14 protein-coding genes are annotated in these 23,975 nt (G+C 41.1%); 8 read left to right on the top strand and 6 right to left on the bottom strand.

Features of this window, described 5'->3' with window-relative positions:
* Positions 1 to 26 precede the first annotated feature (26 nt).
* Entirely contained in the window at positions 27 to 2,876 is a 2,850-nt protein-coding gene (gene ppc / locus FHK88_RS03015; RefSeq protein ID WP_227429312.1) for a phosphoenolpyruvate carboxylase, read from the bottom strand.
* Positions 2,877 to 3,226: 350 nt separating this feature from the next.
* On the opposite strand from ppc, the gene FHK88_RS03010 reads away from it, so the two are divergent.
* The 3 genes from FHK88_RS03010 to FHK88_RS03000 all read left to right on the top strand — a co-directional run bounded on the left by FHK88_RS03010 (position 3,227) and on the right by FHK88_RS03000 (position 11,254).
* Positions 3,227 to 4,612, top strand: coding sequence for a solute carrier family 23 protein (locus FHK88_RS03010; protein ID WP_227429311.1), 1,386 nt, complete (start codon positions 3,227 to 3,229; stop codon positions 4,610 to 4,612).
* Positions 4,613 to 4,680: 68 nt separating this feature from the next.
* Positions 4,681 to 6,114: a WG repeat-containing protein gene (locus tag FHK88_RS03005; protein ID WP_227429310.1), complete on the top strand. Its 1,434-nt coding sequence runs from the start codon at positions 4,681 to 4,683 to the stop codon at positions 6,112 to 6,114.
* Positions 6,115 to 6,367: 253 nt separating this feature from the next.
* Positions 6,368 to 11,254 (top strand): NAD-glutamate dehydrogenase, encoded by a 4,887-nt coding sequence (locus FHK88_RS03000; protein WP_227429309.1) that lies wholly within the window; start codon positions 6,368 to 6,370, stop codon positions 11,252 to 11,254.
* A 236-nt stretch (positions 11,255 to 11,490) separates the two neighbouring features.
* Here FHK88_RS03000 and FHK88_RS02995 read toward each other — a convergent pair whose 3' ends face one another.
* On the bottom strand, positions 11,491 to 13,224 hold the full coding sequence (locus FHK88_RS02995) for an acetyl-CoA C-acetyltransferase (protein ID WP_227429308.1): 1,734 nt from the start codon (positions 13,222 to 13,224) through the stop codon (positions 11,491 to 11,493).
* Between the two features lie 384 nt (positions 13,225 to 13,608).
* Here FHK88_RS02995 and FHK88_RS02990 point away from each other — a divergent pair, with 384 nt between their 5' ends.
* The 4 genes from FHK88_RS02990 to FHK88_RS02975 all read left to right on the top strand — a co-directional run bounded on the left by FHK88_RS02990 (position 13,609) and on the right by FHK88_RS02975 (position 18,644).
* Positions 13,609 to 15,003: a 3-oxoacyl-ACP reductase gene (locus tag FHK88_RS02990; RefSeq protein WP_227429307.1), complete on the top strand. Its 1,395-nt coding sequence runs from the start codon at positions 13,609 to 13,611 to the stop codon at positions 15,001 to 15,003.
* Between the two features lie 471 nt (positions 15,004 to 15,474).
* Positions 15,475 to 16,383: a MaoC family dehydratase gene (locus FHK88_RS02985; RefSeq protein ID WP_227429306.1), complete on the top strand. Its 909-nt coding sequence runs from the start codon at positions 15,475 to 15,477 to the stop codon at positions 16,381 to 16,383.
* 115 nt (positions 16,384 to 16,498) lie between these two features.
* Positions 16,499 to 17,026, top strand: coding sequence for a beta-lactamase hydrolase domain-containing protein (locus FHK88_RS02980; protein WP_319800145.1), 528 nt, complete (start codon positions 16,499 to 16,501; stop codon positions 17,024 to 17,026).
* 241 nt (positions 17,027 to 17,267) lie between these two features.
* Complete coding sequence (locus FHK88_RS02975; RefSeq protein ID WP_227429318.1) at positions 17,268 to 18,644, top strand: serine hydrolase domain-containing protein; 1,377 nt, start codon at positions 17,268 to 17,270, stop codon at positions 18,642 to 18,644.
* 136 nt (positions 18,645 to 18,780) lie between these two features.
* Here the strand turns inward: FHK88_RS02975 and FHK88_RS02970 are convergent, their stop codons facing one another.
* From FHK88_RS02970 to FHK88_RS02955, 4 genes are all read right to left on the bottom strand, one after another.
* On the bottom strand, positions 18,781 to 20,052 hold the full coding sequence (locus tag FHK88_RS02970; protein ID WP_227429305.1) for a cation:proton antiporter: 1,272 nt from the start codon (positions 20,050 to 20,052) through the stop codon (positions 18,781 to 18,783).
* Between the two features lie 189 nt (positions 20,053 to 20,241).
* The gene (ilvD, locus tag FHK88_RS02965) at positions 20,242 to 22,137 is read right to left on the bottom strand and encodes a dihydroxy-acid dehydratase (RefSeq protein ID WP_227429304.1); all 1,896 of its coding nucleotides are present in this window, start codon (positions 22,135 to 22,137) and stop codon (positions 20,242 to 20,244) included.
* A gap of 271 nt (positions 22,138 to 22,408) precedes the next feature.
* The gene (locus FHK88_RS02960) at positions 22,409 to 23,149 is read right to left on the bottom strand and encodes a hypothetical protein (protein ID WP_227429303.1); all 741 of its coding nucleotides are present in this window, start codon (positions 23,147 to 23,149) and stop codon (positions 22,409 to 22,411) included.
* Positions 23,133 to 23,279 (bottom strand): hypothetical protein, encoded by a 147-nt coding sequence (locus FHK88_RS02955; RefSeq protein WP_227429302.1) that lies wholly within the window; start codon positions 23,277 to 23,279, stop codon positions 23,133 to 23,135. Before FHK88_RS02955 ends, FHK88_RS02960 begins: the two co-directional genes overlap by 17 nt.
* Before the next feature lie 216 nt (positions 23,280 to 23,495).
* Here FHK88_RS02955 and FHK88_RS02950 point away from each other — a divergent pair, with 216 nt between their 5' ends.
* A complete protein-coding gene (locus FHK88_RS02950; protein ID WP_227429301.1) occupies positions 23,496 to 23,933 on the top strand; it encodes an HIT family protein in 438 nt (145 codons plus the stop codon).
* Positions 23,934 to 23,975: the final 42 nt, after the last annotated feature.

Below are 23,975 nucleotides of genomic sequence, written 5' to 3'. Positions count from 1 at the left end.
AGAGCCTTCCAAACCCAATAACTGAGTTAACCTGTATTTCTTAACCCTTGTGCCACACCATTAATGGTGAGGTGGGTCAGTTGAAGTAGTCGGGCATCATCTATATTTTCGTCTTTAAGTACGGGTGTATTGCCACGACGTTGTTTTAATAGGGCAACCTGTAACCAGTTTAACGCATTTAAATAAGGCAAGCGCAATGCCAGTGAGCGTGCAAGTGGACGATTACCAGACAGTAAGGTTTGCTGTCCTGTAATTTGTAATAGTGCTTCTTGGCTTCGGTGATACTCTGCCAATATTAGGGCAAAAATTTCTTCTGCTTTCTCTGGGTCATTGGCTAAAGAGACATAGCTTTTGGCAATATCAATGTCTGTTTTTGCCATCACTTGCTCCATATTAGAAAGCATGGATTGCATAAAGGCGCTGTGCTTGGCGTGTTCTTGTAAGGTAGCAAGGTTATCTGGGTTTTCTGCCAGTAGTGTGGTCACTGCTGTTCCAAAACCATACCAAGCTGGAAGCATCAGTCGATTTTGCATCCATGAGAACACCCATGGAATGGCTCGTAAATCTTGAATACGTGCCAGTGTTTTACGGCTGGCTGGGCGAGAGCCAATGTTTAAGCTGGCAATTTCTGTAATCGGGCTGGTTTGTAAGAAGTAGTCAATAAAATATGGGTGTGTAATCAATGCACGATAATGCTCAAAGGCAGTATTAGATAGCTTTTCTAACAGGTTGTGGTCAGGGGTCATGGTCGCATTTGGTAGTAAGGTCGCCTTGAGTGTCGCCGATACGAGTGCTTCAAGGTTGCGCTCTGCATTACTGGCATCTGCATATTTTGCGGTGATGACTTCCCCTTGCTCAGTGATACGAATCTGTCCTGCTACTGAGTTGGCAGGCTGAGCCAAAATGGCCTCAAATGACGGTCCGCCACCTCGTCCAACACTCCCGCCACGCCCGTGGAATAGGCGTAGTCTGACATTGTGTTTGCCAAACACATCGACCAGCTTTTGCTCTGCCTGATACAGTGACCATTGACTGGTGATGTAGCCTCCATCTTTGTTTGAGTCTGAGTAGCCCAGCATGATTTCTTGAAGCATATCACGGCTTTGTAAGACTTGCTGATACCAAGGATTGCTAAAGAGTTCATCCATGATACCAACACAGTTTTCTAGTGCGGTGATGGTTTCAAATAATGGCACAATATTCAGACGACTAATGGGGCGACCCTGCTCAATGGTAAGTAAACCTGTCTCTTTCATTAATAGGGCAAGGGCCAATATGTCACTGAGGTTTTCACAGTTTGAGATAATGCTTTGGGTAATGGCAGTTTCACCATAGCTATTTTTGATAGTGGCTGTGGCTTCAAATATTGCCAGCTCTTTTTGGGTTTGCTCTTCGTAAGTGACATAAGGGGTATATAGTGGTCTGGGGGTTGCAAGCTCACGTAGTAGCACACGTTGGCGGGCTTTTTCACTTAAAGATAGATAGTCTTCTAAATCAGCATGCTTAAATAAGTCATGGACACAGTCTGCATGACGTCCTGCATGCTGACGCAGGTCAATAGGCATCAGGTAAAAGCCAAATAGACTAACGCTACGAATTAAATCTTCCAATCGCCCTTGTGCCAGTTTGGGACTGCCATTGTCTAATAATGATTTTTGAATGGTTTTTAGGTCGGTTAAAAATTGCTCAGCCGTATCATATGGCTCAGCTACTCCAAAACGGCAACCATAATTTAAGCCAAACTTATGACTGGTTGCGACAATACGTGCAGATAGCAAGGCTAAAGCTCGGCGGTATGGCTCTTCACTACGTGAGATGTCCGTATCTGGGGATAGCTCTGCCATCGCTAAAACATCGTCATTTATATTGACTCGGCGGATAGATAATGGCAATGCTTCATACAGCAGTCCAAGCTGGTCTCGGTAAAAATAGAAAACCGCAGAGGCTTGCTTTCTAAACGCATGATGCAAGGTTTCTGCTGAAACAAAAGGGTTACCATCTCGGTCACCACCAATCCAATTGCCGATGTGAATTAAGTTTGGTAAATGTGTGTTGGGATAAATTTCATCAAGTTGGCTTGCAAGTTTGCGGTATAAAGCGGGGAGGGCTTGAAAGAAACTTAAATCAAAATAGCCGACACCATTGATAATCTCATCATTGACCGTGATTTTAAAATGGCGGGTTTCATTGGTCTGCCATAAGGCTAATAAAACGGTTTCAATGTCACTTTCTAGCAACTGTTGTTGGTAGCCACTTTGATGGGTGTAATCATTGAGGATTTCTCGGATACGGCGGTGAAAGTTAAGAATACTTTGCCGTTGAACCTCGGTTGGATGCGCCGTTAATACTGCACCAATGGTGGTTTTATCCAAATAAGTCTGCAATTCTTCGGCTGTCACATCTTGTGACTCAATCTGCTGTAAAACAGATTTAAAGCTAGAGCGTGAAGGCTTAGCATCTTGCTCATGGGCAAGGCGACGGCGCTTATGGTGGCGGTCTTCAGCAATATTAAACATCTGTGCAAACAAACTGCATGCACGAATGAGGTTTTCTGTTTGGCGATTATCCAGTTTGGGTAAGACATTATTAATGGTGTCTTGTGGATTTGCCCCTGCAAGCAACTCATCAATAGTTTGAGTGACTAATGGTGAGGTTTGTGACTGAATCACCCGAATCAACGCATCACTTAAAAGTTTGGTTTCAGCTAATAAAGGTAAATCTTTTTCGTTGTCTAATAATTCATCACGGGCAATTGGGTCAAAGGTTGTAATTGGGTCAGCATCATCTGTTTTTATACTGTCAGATTTTATATTGTCTGCTGTGGTTGGATTGTGTTTCGGGTCTTGGCTATGTGAAGGGTTGGCTTGTTGACTCATAAATTTTCCTTGTTATACCTATGTTGCTATGTTGACTCATTTGTTGCCAAGTTTGGATGTACTGACTGGCTATCAAGTTGAATGTGTATAAAAGTATATAAAATCCACCTAATTTTAAGGTGTTAGCGTCAGTATGTTAACAAAATTTTTTTCTTTCTGGGGATTTTCATGCAGATGTACTGTGTACGTTTGAGTATTTTTTTAAAGGAATTTAAGTAATAGACTCGCAAAACGGATATAAACCTATTAGTATGCACCCTATTAACTAACTGCATTTATAGGATGCAGTTAGTTAAGTGTTTTAAGTGTTAAGCGTCTAAAAATAAGTTAGCATAGGAAATATCACTGCAATGGCTCACTCTCAAAATACCTCTTCATCCTCTACTGAGTCTCATTCACAACCAACTTCTGAAACAGCATTACAAGATATCGAAGGCTCAGGCTGGTTTCCAAATTGGAAGCCATATCATGCCAGCTTAGATGCCGTTGATGCACCGCCTGTTAATATTTATGAATATTTACCTGCTGGCAAGAGTATTTTATTAGCGATTCAGCATACTTTTGCGATGTTTGGTGCAACGGTTCTTGCACCTTTATTGATGGGCTTTGATGCCAATCTGGCTATTTTGATGTCAGGTATTTGTACGATTTTATTCTTTTGTATCACAGGCGGACGGATGCCCAGTTATTTGGGGTCAAGTTTTGCATTTATTGGTCCAGTGATTGCGGTGACAGCCTATGCTGGTACAGGGTTTAATACCAATTTGGATGTGGCACTAGGTGGCATCATTGCCTGTGGTATTTTTTATGCTTTGATTGGTCTAGCGGTTATGGCTGTAGGAACACGCTGGATAGAATCGTTAATGCCACCGATAGTGACGGGGGCAATTGTGATGATTATTGGTTTAAACCTTGCTCCAGTCACTGTGCAGGGGATTTCCAACAGTAACTTTGATATTTGGATGGCATTGCTGACCATCATCAGTATTGGCTCAGTGGCAGTATTTACCAAAGGTATGATTAGACGCTTATTATTGTTAATTGGCTTAGTCATGGCTTATGTGATTTATTTTTTACTAACCAATGTATTGGGTTATGGCACACCGATTGATTTTAAAGGTGTGCAAGAGGCATCATGGTTTGGTTTACCAACCTTGCATCAGCCTAGCTTTCATTTGAGTGCGATGATTGCAATGATACCCATCGCCTTTATCTTAGTTGCAGAAAACTTAGGTCATTTTAAAGCGGTTGAAGGCATGACCCAAACCCGAGTAACGCCTTATGTAGGACGAGCATTTTTTGCAGATGGTGTGGCAACAGCGCTGTCTGCTGGCGTTGGTGGAACGGGAGTGACCACATATGCAGAAAATATCGGTGTGATGGCAGTTACCAAAGTTTATAGCACCACCATTTTTGCATTGGCTGGTGTGGTGGCGATTTTATTGGGTTTATCGCCAAAGTTTGGAGCATTGATTCAAAGTATTCCACCTGCATTGCTCGGTGGCGCATCTATTGTGGTTTTTGGTCTGATAACCATTGCTGGTATTAAGATATGGATAGATAATCAGATTGATTTTCGTAAAAATAGTAATCTAATTATTGGTGCAGTGACGGTTATTATGGGGGCAGGTAACTTTAGCTTAAATATTGCAGGGTTTGATTTAGGCGGTATTGGAACAGCAACGTTGGTTGCGATTGTTTTAAATCTACTATTTACCCGTTTTAGCATTGAATAAAACTGATTATCTCGCTATCTTTAAAGAACGACTAAAAGAATTGTTAATATATGGATATGAGACAAGTAATGAAAACAAAACATCCCTTACAGTCTTTAGTAAAAGAAGGTAAAGATACGCCTTATCCTCAGTCACAAAATCTTGCTTTATTTGTAGGGCAATCATTAGGATGTCACACTTATGCACAGATTTATGCACTGGTGCGTAAATGTTGCCAGCTTGGTGTGCTGAGTATGGGATTAACAGTAGGGCTGTCATCATATGCTTGTCAAATTCCTAAAAGCTATTATAAGCATGTTTCTTGTACAGCAAGTAGTCGTTATTTTTTAGCTGTAAGAGATTCTGGCGCACCTGTTGGCTTACTCAATCGTAGTGGTGAAAAAGTCGTGGACTTGTCACGTTATACGCAAGTTGATGTCAGCAAACTGCGCTCAGGTTTATTGCCCGTTCAGCGTGCTGGTAAGCTGGGTTATGTCAATATGCAGGGTAGGGAAGTCATACCTGCAATTTATGATATTTTGCAGGGTGATATGCGTAGAGGCTGGGCAAGAGCCGTTAGTAATGAGCGTATTGTTGTCAAAAAAAATGGTCAGTATGGGGTGATTAATACTCGTAATCAGGTGATTGTGCCGTTTTCATCTGCCTATCAGCATATTAATGATTTTAATCAAGGTGTGGCGCAAGTCCGTAAAAATGGTACGACAGCTTGGATTGATATCCACGGACAAGCCACAGGCAATCCAAATGCACCTGTGATACCACCTATGCCAATACCAACTCCAGCGCCAATACCAGCACCAGTATTAACCGCAACGACAACTCATAATTCTTCTCCAAATTCTTCTACAGAAGCAAGCTCAGAAGTAACAACTGAGGCAATTGCTAATCAGATACCTGCAACGACTATCAATACCCAAATTAGAGTGACAACGGTCAATCCATCATCAAGCTCAACAATGACAGGCTCGACAATTACCAGTCGTTCTGGCTCAGCAACAGCCTCGGGTACTTTGCTATCCTCATCAGCCCAAGCCCAAGCCCAAGCCCAAGCCCAAGCCCAAGCCCAAGCCCAAGCCCAAGCCCAAGCCCAAGCCCAGAATTTATCTCAATCCCCACGAATAGCCATGTCACAACCTGAAACCATGGCAGAGATTGTTTATGATAGGGCAGTTTGGCAATCTGCTAAGCGTGATGGTAAATGGGGGTATGTTGATAGCCGAGGTGTGCCTATGATTACTTTTTCCTTCGATGAAGCCCGTCCTTTTTCTGAAGGGCTGGCTGGTGTACGTATTGAGAATAAATGGGGCTTTGTTAATTTGGCAGGCGATTTAGTTATTCCATTTGTCTTTAATCATCAAGATATCTCTGAAAATAAAGAAGATAATTTATATAAAGGTAAGCCTACTTTTGTATTTATTGAAGGTAAGGCATGGGTAGGTAATCTACAAAATGGCAATAAAATGTGTATTGATACAAATGCGCTAAATGTCCGTTGCGATTAAGCAACGAATATCAGCGATGATATGACCTGTCAATAGATTTTAGACTCTGTTGAATATTCCGTCAGGCTAAATATATATAAAGGATACAGCTAATTTGTACTTTCATGTAAAAATTGGCTAAATTTTTCCTATTTTTTCTATGAAGATGAATGTTCAACAGACCCTAACAGGATGACATTCATTATCTGTTCATATGTTGAGTAGATAATGTGTGTCATTATTTTTTTATAATTTTTTATAAATAGGAAAAACAATGATGACTGAAAACTCAGAAACTCATATAAATAACGATAAACTAGCCCCCATTACGGATATTGCTAAACATTATGTAAATGATGGTAAGGAAAAGATTGGACAGTTTGTCCGTGTTTATTATCACAATTTATCGGATGATGATAAGTCTCGTATCTCTGAAGAAGATTTGGCAGGTATGGCATTGCATCATTACCGTTTGCTTCAGCGTTATGATGGTCAAGGTCCTTTAATTAGTGTGTTTAATCCTACTGTGGAGACGCATCATTTCTATACATCGCATAGTGTGATACAGATGGTGGCATATGACCGTCCATTTTTGGTAGATACTCTACTATTGAGCCTAGAAGCACAAAATCTGAATGTGCATCGATTGTTTCATACGATTATCCAAGTTGAGCGTGATGAACAGGGCAATATCGAGGATATTCATCATACTAATAATAGTGATTCACGCTATATTTCATTGATTCATTGTGAGATTGATCGCCAAGAAGATGATGATTTGGAGAAGATTCGTACACCGTTATTGCAAAAAGTAACCTTACTGGACACGATTTCAGCAGACTGGAAGCAGATGCAAGATAAGCTAAAAACGATTCAGTCTGAGTTGCAAAATAAACAGATTGCACAAAGTCCTTATAGTATGGAGGCTGTGCAGACCTTTTTGGACTGGATACTGGCAGATCATTTCATTTTCTTAGGATATCGTGAATATCATTTAGAGTCACAAAATAATGAATTAGAGCTGTATTCTGTTGGTGATAGTGGTTTGGGGCTGTTGCGTCAGGGTGCTGAAAATAAACGCTCAGAGAGCTTTCATCAACTTCCTAATGAGCTAAAACAACTGCTAACCGTACCACAGGTGTTGTTGTTATCAAAATCTAGCCATATATCCCCCGTACATCGCTCTGTTTATATGGACTTTTTGGGTATTCAAAAATTTGATGAGCAAGGCAATGTTATTGGAGAGTACCGTTTTATTGGGTTATTAACATCACGTGCTTATCAGTTAGAAGTTAATCAGATTCCTTTATTACGTGAGAAAACAGAACAAATCTTGGCACGTGCTGATTTACCAAAAAATGGGCATGCATACCATAAAATGTTGCATATCATTAATACTTTGCCTCGAGATGACTTATTCCAAGGCAGTATTGATGAGTTGTATCCGATGGTATCGGGTATTGCCAGTTTGCAAGACCGTAAGCGTTTACGTCTATTTACAAGAATAGACCACTATCAGCGTTTTGTATCGTGTTTGGTATATATCCCACGTGATAAGTTTAATACCAAACTGCGTATACGTGTTCAGAAAGTATTGCTAGACGCATTTGGTGGTGTTTCGTCTGGATTTACCACTCAGTTTGATGAGTCACACCATGCCCGAGTGCATGTGCATGTGCGTACAAAGCCAGGGCATATTAAATCTGTCAATGTTTCAGAGCTAGAGGCACAACTTGGTCATGTGATGCAAGGCTGGCAAGAAGGCTTTGAAAAAGCACTGTTAAGTGATGTTGGCGAAGCACAGGCCTACCGTTTATTGCATGCGTATTTACCACATATTCCTGTTTCTTACCAAGAGCAGTTTGATGAGCGTACAGCCGTTTTAGATATCAAGCGATTGGATAGCTTGAGTCAGGAAAAATCATTGCTGTGGCATTTATATCAGTCTACAGGTAATCAAAGCAATCAGCTTAATTTAAAACTGTATGGACGAGGCACACCTGCTGTATTGTCACGAGTATTGCCTATTTTAGAAAAATTTGGGGTGGATGTGGTGTCTGCACAAACTTATGAGTTTGGTGACGTTGAGACATCTGATACTGATAATGCTGATATAGAGCAAAGCCTATCTGGTACATTATGGATGCAAGAATATGCGCTGATTTTAAAGCGTGTGGATACAGTAGATATGGCGGTGGTGCGTCAGCAGTTTGAAGAGAGTTTAGAGCAGATTTGGAATGGTAAGGTTGAAAGTGATTATTTTAATGAGTTGATTTTAACGACCAGTCTTAATACTCATGAAGTGGTGGTGTTGCGAGCGTTGTCTCGGTATATGCTTCAAGCCAGAGCGCCGTTTTCCAGACGTTATATTCAGCAGACATTGGTGAAATATAGTGACATTGCGGTTCAGTTGATTGATTTATTTGATGCACGTATGAATCCAAGTTATGGTGTCATGACGGATAGCCATCAACAAAAAATAGATAGCTATCATCAACAAATTATTGATGCATTGCAAAATGTAAATAGCCTTGATGAAGACCGTATTTTGCGTTGGTATTTGGATTTAATTAATGCCATGTTGCGCACTAACTTCTATCAGCGTGATGTTAACGGACAGCGAAAAGACCGCTTATCCTTTAAGTTTTCTGCACAAGATATCCCCAACTTACCAAAACCCAAACCAATGTTTGAGATATTCGTTTATTCGCCACGGGTTGAAGCCGTGCATTTACGAGGTGGTAAAGTTGCCCGTGGTGGTTTGCGTTGGTCAGACCGTATGGAAGATTTTAGAACGGAGGTTTTAGGATTAGTAAAAGCGCAAATGGTTAAAAATGCGGTCATTGTTCCTGTTGGCTCAAAAGGTGGCTTTATTGTCAAAACCAAAAGTATGGCAGATGGACGTGAGGCGTTCCAAAAAGAAGGTATTGCCTGCTATCAGACATTTTTACGCGGTATGCTAGATATCACGGATAATATCGTTGATGGAAAAATTGTATCACCAGAAAATACAGTTCGTCATGATGGTGATGACCCTTATCTGGTTGTGGCTGCTGATAAAGGTACGGCTTCATTCTCAGATATTGCCAATGGTATTGCCGCAGAGTATCAGTTTTGGCTAGATGATGCCTTTGCTTCAGGTGGCTCTGTAGGCTATGACCATAAAGCAATGGGTATCACTGCCCGTGGTGCATGGGAATCTGTGAAACGCCACTTCCGTATGCTTGGTATGGATATTCAAAATAAAGATGATTTTACGGTTGTTGGTATTGGTGATATGAGCGGTGATGTGTTTGGTAATGGTATGTTGCTATCTAAACATATTAAACTGCAAGCCGCCTTTAACCATCTACATATTTTTATTGACCCTAATCCAGATACGCAAGCATCTTTTGCTGAGCGTCAGCGTCTATTTAACTTACCTCGCTCAACATGGGCAGATTATGATGCGTCCTTGATTAGCCAAGGGGGTGGTGTGTTCTCTCGCCAAGATAAGTCAATTGCAATTAGTGCTGAGATGAAGCAAGCCTTTAATTTGACCCAAGATACTATGACACCAAATGAATTGATTCATGCTTTATTAAAAGCCCCTGTTGATTTAATCTGGAATGGTGGTATCGGCACGTATATCAAAAGTGAAGAAGAAAGCCATGCTGAGGTGGGTGATAGAGCCAATGATGCAGTGCGAGTTAATGGTCACCAAGTGCGTGCACGTGTGATAGGTGAAGGTGGTAACCTTGGCTGTACACAACAAGGGCGTATTGAATATGCGCTATCAGGTGGTGCTGATGGTACCGGTGGTCGCCTGTATACAGATGCGATTGACAACTCTGGTGGGGTGAACTGCTCTGACCATGAGGTAAATATTAAGATATTGCTAGGGCAGGTTGTTGAGCAGGGCGATATGACTCTAAAACAGCGTAATGAGTTGTTAGAGAGTATGACAGACACCGTTGCCAAACTGGTATTGCGCCAAAACTACCTACAGCCACAGGCGATTGAGCTATCCGCCGCACAGGCAGCAGAAAACCTAAATGACCATCAACGCTTTATCAGCTATCTAGAAGATGAAGGACGTTTGGATAGAGCCATTGAGTTTTTACCTTCAGATGATGATATCTTAGCGCGTCAAAAAGCTGGCATTGGTTTAACCAATCCTGAAATGGCAGTGATTTTAGCATATGGCAAGATGTGGGTTTATGATGCATTATTGCAGTCAGATTTGCCCGATGATGAATATTTCGTCAATGAGCTGCGTAAATACTTCCCACAAGTGTTGGTAGGGCAGTTCTTTGATGAGATGGTCAAACATCGTTTACACCGTGAAATTATCAGCACTTATTTGACCAATAGTGTGGTAAATCGTCTTGGTATTGAGTCGATATTCCGTTTATTTGAAGAAACAGGACAACCGCTAGCAACGATTGTTCGTGCGTATGCCATTGCCCGTGATGTGTTTAATATTAATATTGCATGGCAGATATTGGAAGCACTAGATGCACCAGAATATGAGGCAGTCGATGCAGACATGCAATTGTCTTTAGAGATTCGTATTCGTGAGGTATTGTCTCGTGGGGCAGTGTGGTTTATTAACTCATTCGGTAGTCACCTCAATGTAGCGGATATGATTTCACGCTTCCGTGATAGTGTCAGTCATTTAACAAAGTCACAAGGCTTTATTAATCAGCAGTTTGCTGATGTCTTGCAACAAGACTTAACCGCACTGACAAATAAAGGGCTAAGCGCTGAGATGGCACAAGCATTTGTGATGTTACCTTATCATGTCGATGCGTTAGATACAGCAATGTTGGCACAGCAGTATGATTGTCCTGTTGAGGAAGTGGCAAGTTTGTATTTTGAAGCGTATCAAAGTTTGCAACTGGACTGGATAACGCAAAATATTGCTTTATTGCCACAAAAAGATTATTGGGATCGTCGCGCGCGTTATGCATTGGTGAATGAGGTCAACCGTATTTTACGCCAGTTCTTGATGCAATTGCTTGAGCAGAAAGATGCACAAGAAGCATTGGTAAACTGGAAAAACCGTCATCGTGAGCAGTTAGCAGCATTGGCACAAGAGATGCAAAAAATGGACAGTAGCCAGATACATTTGGCAACTTTATCTGTGATGATGAGTGAAGTAGGACGACTGCTAGGTTAGCAGTGGTAACATACAACTTTTAACATTAAAAAAATCCCTCTTATTAAAGAGGGGTTTTTTGTTGGTCATTGTTGGTATTATTTTCTGATGGGCTTTATAGCCCAAAGTAGGCGTAATGGACAAAATTATAGTCAAAGTAGATAGACCATAGACTATAGGTATAAAAAAATCCTCCTTAGTAGCTAAGGAAACTAAGGAGGACTTTAAGAGAACTTGATACCTTTAATAATTTGACATTATTTTTCAAGGATACAAGTCACACCTTGACCGCCAGCAGCACAGATAGAAATCAATGCACGTCCTGAGCCTTTTTGGTCAAGTAGTTTTGCTGCGGTTGCTAGGATACGTCCACCTGTTGCGGCAAATGGATGCCCTGCTGCTAAAGATGAACCATTTACATTGAGTTTGCTACGGTCAATAGCGCCTAGTGGTGCGTCCAGTCCAAGACGTTGTTGACAGAAAGTTTCATCTTCCCATGCAGCTAGAGTTGATAGTACTTGTGAAGCAAAGGCTTCGTGAATTTCATAAAAGTCAAAGTCTTGTAGTGTCAGACCCGCACGTTTTAGCATACGTGGTACAGCATAGGCAGGTGCCATAAGTAGCCCTTCTGTTGCACCTTGCTTGCCAATAAAGTCAACAGCAGAAGTTTCTTGGTGTACCAGATATGCCATGGCTTTTAGACCATGTGCTTCTGCCCACTCATCAGTGCCAAGTAAAACACAAGATGCACCATCAGTTAGGGGTGTGGAGTTGGCAGCAGTCATGGTTGGGTTGGCACCTTTTTTACCAAAGACAGGCTTGAGTGAAGCAAGTTTTTCTATATTTGAATCTGGGCGTAAGTTGTTATCACGAGTTAGCCCTTTGTAAGGGGTCATTAGGTCGTCAAAGAAGCCTTCTTCATAAGCACGAGCTAAGTTTTGGTGGCTTTTCACTGCCAATTCATCTTGTGCTTCACGGCTGATGTTCCACTCTAAAGCAGTGATGGCTTGATGGTCACCCATAGATAGCCCAGTGCGTGGCTCACCATTACGAGGTGCTTCAATTAAGTCTTTTGGATTTAGCTTCATCAGAGCTTTTAGGCGTTGTTTATTATTTTTTGCAGCACCTAGTTGTAATAGGACTTTACGCAGACCATCACCCACTGCGATGGGAGCATCAGAAGTGGTATCGACACCACCAGCGATGGCTGAGTCAATGATACCCAAAGCGATTTTATTTGCTGTTGCAAAGGTTGCTTGTAGACCTGTGCCGCATGCTTGGGCGATGTCATAGGCAGGTGTTTGTGGTTCTAGGGCAGTGTTTAGTACAGATTCACGAGTCAAGTTTAGATCACGGCTTAGCTTAATCACCGCACCAGCGACCACTTCACCAATACGTTCACCTTGTAGGTCATAGCGCTCAACCAAGCCGTTTAATGCCGCGGTTAGCATGTCTGTATTGCTGGCGTTGGCATAGCTACCATTAGAGCGAGCAAATGGGATACGGTTTGCACCCAAAATGGCGACACGACGAGGTACATTATTGTCATTGCTGGTTGTGGTTGATTGGGTTTGTTCGTTGTTTACAGCCATGGTGTTACTGTCCTTTTCTTCTGGGGTTGAGTTTTCTTCTTTATCTTTACTTTGGGCTTGTTCCTCATTTCCGCTGTCTTCTAATGAGGAAGAGGTGTTTGAGCTCTCTTTAGATTTTAAAGATTCAGCTAAATCTTCGACTCTTTCTTCTGCAGTGCGATTATCTTCAATAATTTTTTGTTTGGCCGCTTTATCTTTGGCAATAATGGCATCTGCTTTACTTGGCTTTACTGAGTCTGAATTTGTTTTATCAATCAGATCATCAAGACTGGTTGCTTCAGTGTCTGCTTTTGATGAGGTACTACCATCAGTGCTATTGCTTTGCTCATCAACCAATGATTCACCAGCTTTGGTGACAACAGTTGCTGTAATGATGGGACTTTGTTTTTGACTACTCATAAAAATTCCTTGTATCACCTAAAAAATAGTGAGTATTGGCAAAAATTAGTTATGTATCATAAAAAAAAATTCATACTCATAAAATAATGTTATTAATAGTAAATTAAGTAATAACTTCAGCTTTCATTTTAGCATACCTTGATATAATAACAATGTTTGCAAAGTTAACATCTTGTTTGTCTATCGTAGTTATATTGATGTCATGGTATCCCTATGTGTGCAGCTGATGTTGGGTCTGTTATACTTATACACCTGATAGTAGTTATCATATACAGGTATCATAAAGAAAATTCAAGAACGCTACTGTCATTAAGAGTCTATTGAAATTGATCTTAGTTGACTATACTTCACTATAAACCTTTTTTATTTTTGTTGGAGAAAATTATGTCAGACCGTTATGGAACGTTTGTTCAGTCACCTGTAGGTAATAAAATTGCAAAGAATCTTGGGTTGCCGTTGCCAGCCGTGTTAGACCGCTTTGAGTTGGGTCAGAAATTGGTTCGTGGCTCAGTGCTATTTGGTGCTGCTTCAGGTACAGACCAAAGTTTGAGTCAATCTATTGCTCGTATCTTGGTAGATGTTCATGCTGAAGTGTATGCTTCAGATGCTGAAGATGTGCAAAAAGTATTGGCAGAAGCAGGTGTGGAAACAAAGTCTGCGACTGGTCATGATGAAAAATATAAAGTTCTGCTTTTTGATGCCAGTAATATTAAGACAACAGATGAGCTAGAGCAGCTTTATGAGTTTTTCCACCCTGTGGCACGACAAGTAGCTGCATCAGGACGTGTGATTGTCGTTGGTCGTCCACCTGAGTCATGCGACACCATTGAATATGCAACAGTACAACGCTCGTTAGAAGGATTTGTACGCTCTGTTGGTAAAGAGTTTAAACGTGGTATTACCGCTCAGCTTATCTATGTAGAGCAGGGTGCTGAAGCGAACTTAGATTCAACTTTACGCTTCTTTACTTCTGCACGCTCAGCCTATGTTTCAGGACAAGTGGTACGCATCGGTACGGGTGAATCTGTGGATGTTGATTGGACGCAGCCATTGGCAGGTACAACGGTGATGGTTACGGGCGCAAGTCGTGGTATTGGTGAAGCAATTGCCCGAGTATTGGCTCGTGAAGGGGCGCATGTTATTTGTTTAGATGTACCTCAGCAACAGGCAGATTTGCAGCAAGTAGCAGGGCAGATTAGTGGCTCTACCTTATTGGTTGATATCACCGCAGATGATGCAGGTGAAAAGATTGCGGAAGCAGCAAAAAAACGTGGTGGTTTAGATGCCATTATCCATAATGCTGGTGTGACTCGTGATAAGACACTGGCAAAAATGGATGAGAAACAGTGGAATATGGTTATCAATATTAACTTGGCAAGTATTGCAAAAGTCAACCAATACCTATTTGACCATGATGTGTTAAATGAACATGCTCGTATTGTGTGTGTGTCTTCGATTTCAGGCATTGCAGGTAACTTGGGACAGACTAACTATGCTACTTCAAAAGCAGGTGTTATTGGCTTGGTAGAAGCAACTGCCAAACAGTTAGCAGATAGTCATCAGACCATTAATGCAGTTGCCCCTGGGTTTATTGAGACACAAATGACGGCAGCCATTCCGTTGGCTGTACGTGAAGCTGGTCGTCGTATGAATTCAATGAGCCAAGGTGGTCTACCTATTGATGTGGCAGAGACGATTGCATGGTTAGCCACGCCAGCATCTGGTGGACTAAATGGCAACATTGTGCGTGTATGTGGACAAAGTCTACTTGGTGCATAAGTCTGTATTTATCATCATATCTAAAAGTAGGTGATTTGTACGATGAATGTTAATAAAGTCCCTACTGGCTGTGATGTTTTTATAAATGTTTTTATAATACTAGATGCCAAACTTATAGACTGAATCAAATGCCAGATAAAAAGTCGTCGTATGGCGACTTTTTATTGATTTTGGCTATGATTTTTGGTGCTTTCTCGGTATATTATATCGTAGTTAAGAAAACAGCACTGAGCTGTGATGAAGTGCTAGGCTCTATGGAACATTCATCTTTATAGAAGAAATAGGAAAAATTTAGCCAATTTTTACATGAAAGTAAAAAATAACTGTATCCCTTGTAGATATTAACCTAACGTGGTGAAAGTTCAACAGAGCCTAATATTGTACTATCAAATAAATGTCATGAATGGATACATGCGATCAAACTAACTGGCAATCATATAATGAGCTTTAACCAGTTTAATAGGAATTTTTATGTCAGATCAACATTTTACCGCGTTACCAAAACCGCATACAACATATGCGAATATTATTAAGAGTCTTTTACCAATTGGTGAAAATAATAAAGTTTCTAAAGATCAACTGCCACAGGCGACTTATACGGTAGATTCGTTACAGATAGACCAAGATAATCTTGATGACTATCGTAAAATTTGTGGCTTTGACGATAATGGACTTGTACCAATTACCTATTTTGCTGTGCTATCACAGGCTTTGCAAATGAATATGATGGTCAAAGAGCCATTTCCATTTGCGATGCTTGGGCTGGTGCATGTCGAAAACTCAGTGACCCAATATCGTCCGATTATGGATACAGAAGTTGTTAAGCTGGCAGTGAGTTTTGATAACTTACGTGACCATGATAAAGGACAGCAGTTTGATTTTGTAACAACTGTACATGCTGGCGAGGATAAGATTTGGGAAGGTACATCGACCTACTTGTCACGCAGCCGTTCAAAGAAAGGCAAAAAATCGAGCAGTCGTCCAAAAACAGTAAGTACAAAACCACAAGTCCCAGAAAATGGTATTAAGGCTGTCTTTGAAGCACCAGAAGATATCGGTCGCCGTTATGCGTTTGTTTCTGGAGATTTTAATTTGATTCATTTGCATCCTCTATCAGCGCGTGCGTTTGGCTTCCCGAAAGCCATTGCACATGGTATGTGGTCAAAAGCAAAATGCTTATCAAAGTTAAAAAATCTACCAGATGCCTATCAAGCCAATGTTTCATTTAAACTACCAATCTTGTTGCCTGCTGAGGTTGAGTTGATTGCCCAAAATCCTAGTGAGCTAAGTGCTGATAATGAGACTTTCTTTAACTTATACAGTGTAAAAAATGACAAGCCACATCTCTTGGGTGAAATTGTTGCAGTAGAAGGCTTATAAATAGATAGGTTATAAAAGGTGTGATAATTGGTAGCAATATTTGCTTTTTTAGCTTTATTGATATCATAAGTTAATCCTATCACTTATATGATAAAAGTAATAAAAAAAGGAAGTTATGTCTGATATGTCCCATGAGTCGCAGTTATCAAAAGATGCTCATAATAAGTCAGAAGATGTGGCAACAGGTGAAGAAGTGGATTTACAGTCTGTACTTAGTCCTGTGTTTTTCCCTGATGAACAAACCGTCGTAACAGGGGCTTTAAGCCCAGAGCAAATCGCTCATATTGCAGCTTCGGGTGTAGAGCATGTGATTAATTTTCAGCCAGAATCAGAACTGACCTTTGATGAAAAATCGGCAGTTGAAGCACATGGTATGAGCTACAGTCATTTGCCGATTACAGGTGCTGAGGATTTAAAACAGGTCAATTTGTTGGAGTTTGATAAGATATTACGCCAACATCATGGGCAACGGATTTTGATGCACTGTAGCACGGGCAATCGAGTAGGGGCTTGTGTGGCACTGCGTCAGGGCTGGTTGCGTGGTCGCAAGATGGATACAGCGATGAAGCGAGGCAAAGAGCATGGTCTATCATCGGCGTCATTGGAAGAAGAGGTGTATAAGCGCCTACTTGTACCGCGATAATCTATCGTGATGAATCATTGCTCGGTTATTTGCTGAGTGTTGATTGTTTTAATATAAGTTTAGGATAGGCTTATCAGTGTTTGGTAGCCAGTTGTTTAGTAGCCATTTATACTTAGAAAAATAGCCACTTGTTTTAAGTGGCTATTTTTATTGAGTTGCTTTTATAAATAAGATGGAAAATAAAATCATGAATCATCAGCAATCAAATCCACTTAATAGTCATAAAGATATGAGTACGGATATGGATAGTAAATATAATCATAAGCTACAGAGTCGACTGCAACAGTTGTTAACAGCATTACAACTGGATGATGCCCCGGCAGGTGGTGCAGTGATGGTATGGCAATATGGTCAACCATTGGCTTCTGCTCAAGTAGGGCAGGCTCGCTTGGGGCAGGCATGGAGTGTTGATACTTTAGCTTTGAACTTTTCGACAGGAAAAGGTGTATTGGTGACGCTGATTCATGTTTTGGTATCTCAAAACTTGTTAGATTATGATATCCCCATTGCAAACTATTGGTCTCAGTTTGGTTGTCATGGTAAGGAAGAAATAACTTTGCGTCAGGTGTTAAGCCATCAAGCAGGGCTGTTTGATATTACATCGGTGACGACCAATAGCCTAGATATGCTTAATTGGCAGAACATGATAGAAAAGGTTGCTTTGATGCAGCCGAGTCAAGCGGATGCCAAAGAGGCTCAAAGTGCTTATAGTGCTTTGATATCAGGTTGGGTATTAGGTGGCTTGATTGAGCAAGTGTGTCAGATGCCTTTAAATCAAGCCTTGCGTCAGTATTTGACTGAGCCGTTAGGTATTGCGGACGCAGTATATTTTGGGGTTCCTCAAGCTAAGCTAAATCAAGTTGCTCAGTTAAGCAAAAGTTTTGAGTCATCTGATGCCTATGATACGCAACATAGAAGCACTAAACCTAAGCTAAAAGCAGACAGTGAGCAGAGGCTTGCCCAGTATCAAGCGTTACCAAGTTATAGATGTTGGCAAGCATATATAGATAAAGATGAGCAACATATACCACAAGCATCAGATAAGGCATTGACTACTTTACAGATTAATAAGCTATATTTTGACGTCGCACATTTAAGTAAAAGTGATTATAAAAAATCATTGGTGGCAAATACACGTGAGCCATTAGATTATTATCATCCAGACAGCTTAATGGCACAGATTCCTGCCGCTAATGGTGTTGCATCTGCACGTGCTTTGGCGACGATATATGCTATGTTGGCACAAGGTGGCGTTTGGCAGGGAAAAACGTTGATAGATGCACAGACATTACAAAAGCTGGCTGAAATTGAGGTTGGAGGCGCAGATGCTGTGATGCCTTCAGCAACCGTGGTTTATGATGGGGTCTATAGTAAGCCATCAATGCAGTGGCGTTTGGGCTATCACCGCTTATTTAGTGTCTGTCATGAGGTAAGTCAGGGTTTTGGACATATGGGTTACAATGGCTCTGTGGCATGGTGTGAGCCTAGCCGAGGCTTAGCACTGTCTTTTGTGCATAATTTTGATACAACAATGTTAACAGACATACGCCAGTTTGCAATAACTGAGGCTGTTTTACAGTGGGTTGATGAGATGGATGAGTTGACAGCATCTGTTTAGTTTTAAGAAGAAATGGTTAGTCTTTATTATTTAGCTAGCCAGTTTTTATATGCAATACTGTATTGCTTGTAAAGACTGGCTAAATGACAGAAGGTTTTTCTATAGGTTCTCCAGCCAAGTTTAAGATGAATTTTGTTTACGACGAGCTTTGTTGGCTATCTTGTGTCAGTTTTAGCAAACTGGGGGCGCTCATACCATGTAAAAATATGGAAATAAATATCACAAACGCACAGACAATCCATAAAATAAGCGCTTCTTTTTCATGGAAAGCATGTGTATTGAGTGCATAGGATAAGTAATAAAATGTGCCAATACCACGAATACCAAGACTAGAGATGACCCACTTATCTTGTTTAGAAATGTCTAGTCCTGCTAAGCCAATTCTACCCGCAATAGGACGTACAAATAGTAGACAAATAAACCCAATGATATAAGTCGTCCATGTCAGCTCAATGTTGGCATTAAATGCTTGCCCAATTGCCATACCAAATGTGACCAAAACCAGAGACATCAATAAACCTTCAGATTGCTCAGCAAAGTCATGCAATTGCTCATGATAATGATGCTGATTTTCAAAACGGCGAAAGGTAAAGGCGGCAACAAACACTGCAATAAATCCATAACTATGTATCAATTCTGCCATGCCATATGACAATAGTGTCAGTGCAATCACACTATAACCTTGTGAAATGGTGGTGTCTTTGGCTTTATTGGAAAAAATCACTTTGGCAACGAGCTTGCCAACTAAAATACCAACACCCAGCCCAGCCCCAATCTTCCAAAGAACATCATCAGCAAGCCATGTTAAAAATAGACCAAACCAATCTGTCTGCTCTGTTGATTGTGAAGGTTCGGTTAATGCTTCAGTTATTTTGATGGCTAAGTAGACAAATGGAAAGGCTAACCCATCATTAAGCCCTGCTTCAGAAGTTAGGGTAAATCTGGAAGTGTCTTCTTGTCCAGTATTGGGTGGACCTACTTGAATACTGGCTGCCAAAACAGGGTCAGTAGGGGCTAAAACCGCACCTAATAAAATGGCAGCACCAAGGCTCAGGCTCAGTGTGTAATATCCCAGCATTGCTATCACTATAATACAAATCGGCATTGTAATTAATAATAGTCTTGCCGTACTCCGCCAGTATTGCCATTGCAGTGGTGTATCTAGCTTAATACCTGCACCAACTAATGAAATAAGTACGACCATCTCACATACTTTTTCAATTAGGATACCATGCTCTAAAGGGTTAAGAGCGGGTAGTGTCGTCCAAAAATAGCCCATTGTTATCCCAAATAGCACCAACAACATCGGTAATGAGATGGGAAGTTTGCGAAAAAATAGTGGATAAAACGCACCAAACAAACAGGCAATGCCACATAGAAGTAAGAAAGTATTATAGTTTTCAATCATGGCTGTCGCTCGTAAACCACTGAATTTATGGACAAAAAAATGCGCTATTTACTTTGAAATAGCGCAATATAGAAGAAAATGCTTTAAGAGACTAGCAGTAATACGTTACTAATCAAAAACTTAAGTTGTCATTTGGTGACAGACAGTTGACCCTATGTGTTGTTTAATTTTTGAGTCACCTTTAAACGCTTAGCGCTCAACTTGGCTGACATCACGAACAGCCCCTGTATCTGCACTGGTTGTTAAGGCAGCGTAAGCACGTAGAGCTTGGCTTACCTGACGGTCACGGCTGACGGGTTTCCATGCGTCACGTCCTTTTGCCAGCATTTGCTCATGGCGACGTTTTAGCTCTTCATCACTGATTTGTAAGTTAATACTACGATTAGGAATATCAATATGAATGCTATCGCCTTCTTCAACCAAGCCAATTGCACCGCCTTCAGCCGCTTCAGGGCTGGCATGACCGATAGAAAGTCCAGATGTACCTCCAGAAAAACGCCCATCTGTTAATAAGGCACATAACTTACCCAGACCTTTGGATTTTAGATAGGAAGTAGGGTATAGCATCTCTTGCATACCCGGACCACCTTTAGGCCCTTCGTAACGGATGATAACAACATCACCAGCAACAACTTTATCTGCTAAGATGGCTTCAACAGCATCATCTTGAGATTCAAATACTCTGGCGCGTCCAGTAAAGACTAGGATACTGTCGTCTACACCTGCGGTTTTAACCACACAGCCTCGTTCAGCAATATTACCAAATAAGACAGCCAATCCGCCATCTTGTGAGTAAGCATGTTGTTTTGAGCGGATACAGCCAGACTCCCGATTGACATCAAGGTTTGACCATTCTTTATTTTGTGAAAAAGCTTGTGTGGTACGGATACCTGCAGGGGCTGCAATGTATAATGCACGTGCTTCTGTATTATCAGGATTCATAATATCCCATTTATCCAAAGCGGCTTGCATACTGGGCGCGTGGACAGTAGGAACATCCGTTGATAATAAACCAGCACGGTTTAACTCTGCCAAGATACCCATAACACCACCAGCACGGTGAACATCTTCCATATGATATTTTTGTGTGGCTGGAGCAACTTTAGATAAGCAAGGTACACGGCGACTGAGTCTATCAATATCTGCCATTTTAAAATCAACCTGTGCTTCATTAGCGGCGGCCAACAAGTGTAAAATGGTGTTGGTTGAGCCGCCCATTGCAATATCAAGACTCATGGCATTCTCAAATGCAGCTTTGGTGGCAATAGAGCGAGGTAGTACGCTGGTATCGTCTTGCTCATAGCGGCGTTTTGCCAACTCAACAATGGTGCGTCCAGCTTGTAAAAATAACTCACGACGTTTGGCATGGGTTGCTAATAATGAGCCATTACCGGGTAGAGATAGACCTAGCGCTTCGGTGAGGCAGTTCATTGAATTTGCCGTAAACATACCTGAACAAGAGCCGCAGGTTGGGCAGGCTGAGCGCTCAATATGGGCAACATCTGCGTCACTGATACGGTCATCAGCCGCGTCAATCATGGCATCTACCAAGTCTAGCTTACGCACAGATTTATCATTATTGGTATCTAGACCTTGGTTATTATGGCTAGGTGCAAGCTCAGAGGCTAATACCTTACCTGCTTCCATCGGACCACCAGAGACAAAGATAACAGGAATGTTTAGGCGTAAAGAAGCCATCAACATACCGGGGGTGATTTTGTCACAGTTTGAAATACAAACGAGGGCATCGGCGCAGTGAGCATTGACCATATACTCGACCGCATCAGCAATTAGGTCACGGCTAGGTAGAGAATACAGCATACCACTGTGTCCCATAGCAATCCCATCATCCACTGCAATGGTATTAAATTCTTTGGCAACACCACCACATGCTTCGATTTCTCGAGCGACTAGCTGTCCCATATCTTTTAGGTGAACATGTCCGGGAACAAACTGGGTAAACGAATTTGCGATGGCGATGATGGGTTTATCAAAGTCTTTATCTGTCATACCTGTCGCTCTCCAAAGCGCACGTGCGCCTGCCATATTGCGACCAGCCGTAGAAGTCTTTGAGCGGTATTGCATACGATGTCCTTAATTAATAAAAATCTAAAAAACGATTCTAGAAAACAATAAAATATCAAACACAAAAGCCTGTCAGTAGCTTGTTAGTCATAGATTATCAATTTATATTGCCAATCATCACACCATACAAGATATCACCTATATTTTACCTTTTTACCATTGTAAGTGTTAGATATTGCTGATGATATTGACAATATCTAACCGTATTCATCTGTTTGTTATCTATTGTAATGGTGTTATGGATTGTTCAATATGTCATTCAAAGCGTATATCACTCAAAGCGTTGTTTGATTGCAGCAGACAGCATATTTTTAAGGTTATCTTGCTGTTCAAGCAAAGCCTGAACGGCTAGCGTCTGTGCAGGTGCAAGGCACTGATAGGCATCTGATGGCTCAATTGCCATAAGTGCATCATCGACCAAAACAAAAAGTGCTGTTGAATGTTTATTGAGGATAAAAACATCAGAATACAGATGCCAGTCTTTAATGGCATGTAGCCATGCTGTCTGTTTGTCTGATGTATAAATGGCTTGTGCGTTTTTGGCAGTATTGGTGAATTTGAGACGCAACGCCACTTGCAGTGGCTCACAAAATATGACCAATGTGCCGATGATTTTGACTTGCCACGGTGTGGGTATGGTCTGCTCTGGTAATGCAAGTAACGCATTTGCCTCTGCTGGTAGCATGGGTTGGTTAAACTTTGCAAGCAGACTGGGTGTCAACGGATAAGCCATTTTTAACTCATCGCTTAGCGTATCATAATGATATAAAAATGGCATTGGTTCTGTTTGACTCGCCAGCTTTTTTGTAATTTTGCAATTATGGACTTGCCATATCAAGGTATCATCACTGATTATCTCATTAAGTAATAATCCATTTTTTGGCACGTTGGCAAGTGTTTCTTGTGGTATTGCAGAATCTAGTGGCTGGTTATCATTTTGAGCCGTTGGCTGGCTGGTAATATGCTCAAGATTCTCTAAGTGGTCTATTGGCTTTTTAGGGTCGATGGTCATAAGTATTGCGCAAATTTTTGGTTAAGACAGCCAAAAAAGCAAGTAGGCGAGTAGTAGCGAAGTATGGCTGAGTGACTTGGCAAAATGATAACATCATCACATTATAGTTATGATACCGTGTTATCATCATTCGCTGTGGTGCTTATTTATGGCTTATTTTATACTAAAGTACCAAAATAACCTATTCTAATAACTTTTATTGTGCTTAGGGTCTGTTGATAGATTGATATTAAATCTAAGAATGAATTAAGATAAAAGTTAAGAATTTAGAAATGTTACAATATTAAGTATCAAGTTGATGGCATAGACCATAACATATGACCGAACTGTATTAAAGGAGATAATCATGACTCAAGTATATGATGATAATAATATCTTTGCCAAAATGCTGCGCAATGAGATACCTTGTCATAAAGTGTATGAAGATGAAAAAACATTGGCATTTATGGACATCATGCCACAGGCAAAAGGTCATGTTTTGGTCATTCCAAAACATCCTGCGGTAGATTTGGCAGATATGACGCCTGAATATGCTGCTGCTGTATTAATGACAGCACAAAAAGTGATGCAGGCTCAGCGTCAAGTCTTTGATAGAGAAGGTATCGTTCAGATGCAGTTTAATGGTGCGCAAGCAGGACAAACAGTATTTCATTACCATGTTCACTTGATTCCATCTAGTATTCATGAGCTGGGTCGTCATGGTAGTGAGCAAGCAGACCAAAATGAACTGGCAGAGCAAGCACAGCAGTTGCGAGATGTGATTGCACAGATGTCTGCGTCATAAAATCATTATTGAATCCTCATCGTATTCTACAAACATCAAATA

It is taken from the genome of Psychrobacter sp. I-STPA6b (genome assembly GCF_020662265.1).
In the GTDB taxonomy this organism is placed as follows: Bacteria; Pseudomonadota; Gammaproteobacteria; order Pseudomonadales; family Moraxellaceae; genus Psychrobacter.
This window is presented reverse-complemented; position numbering and strand designations above follow the sequence as displayed.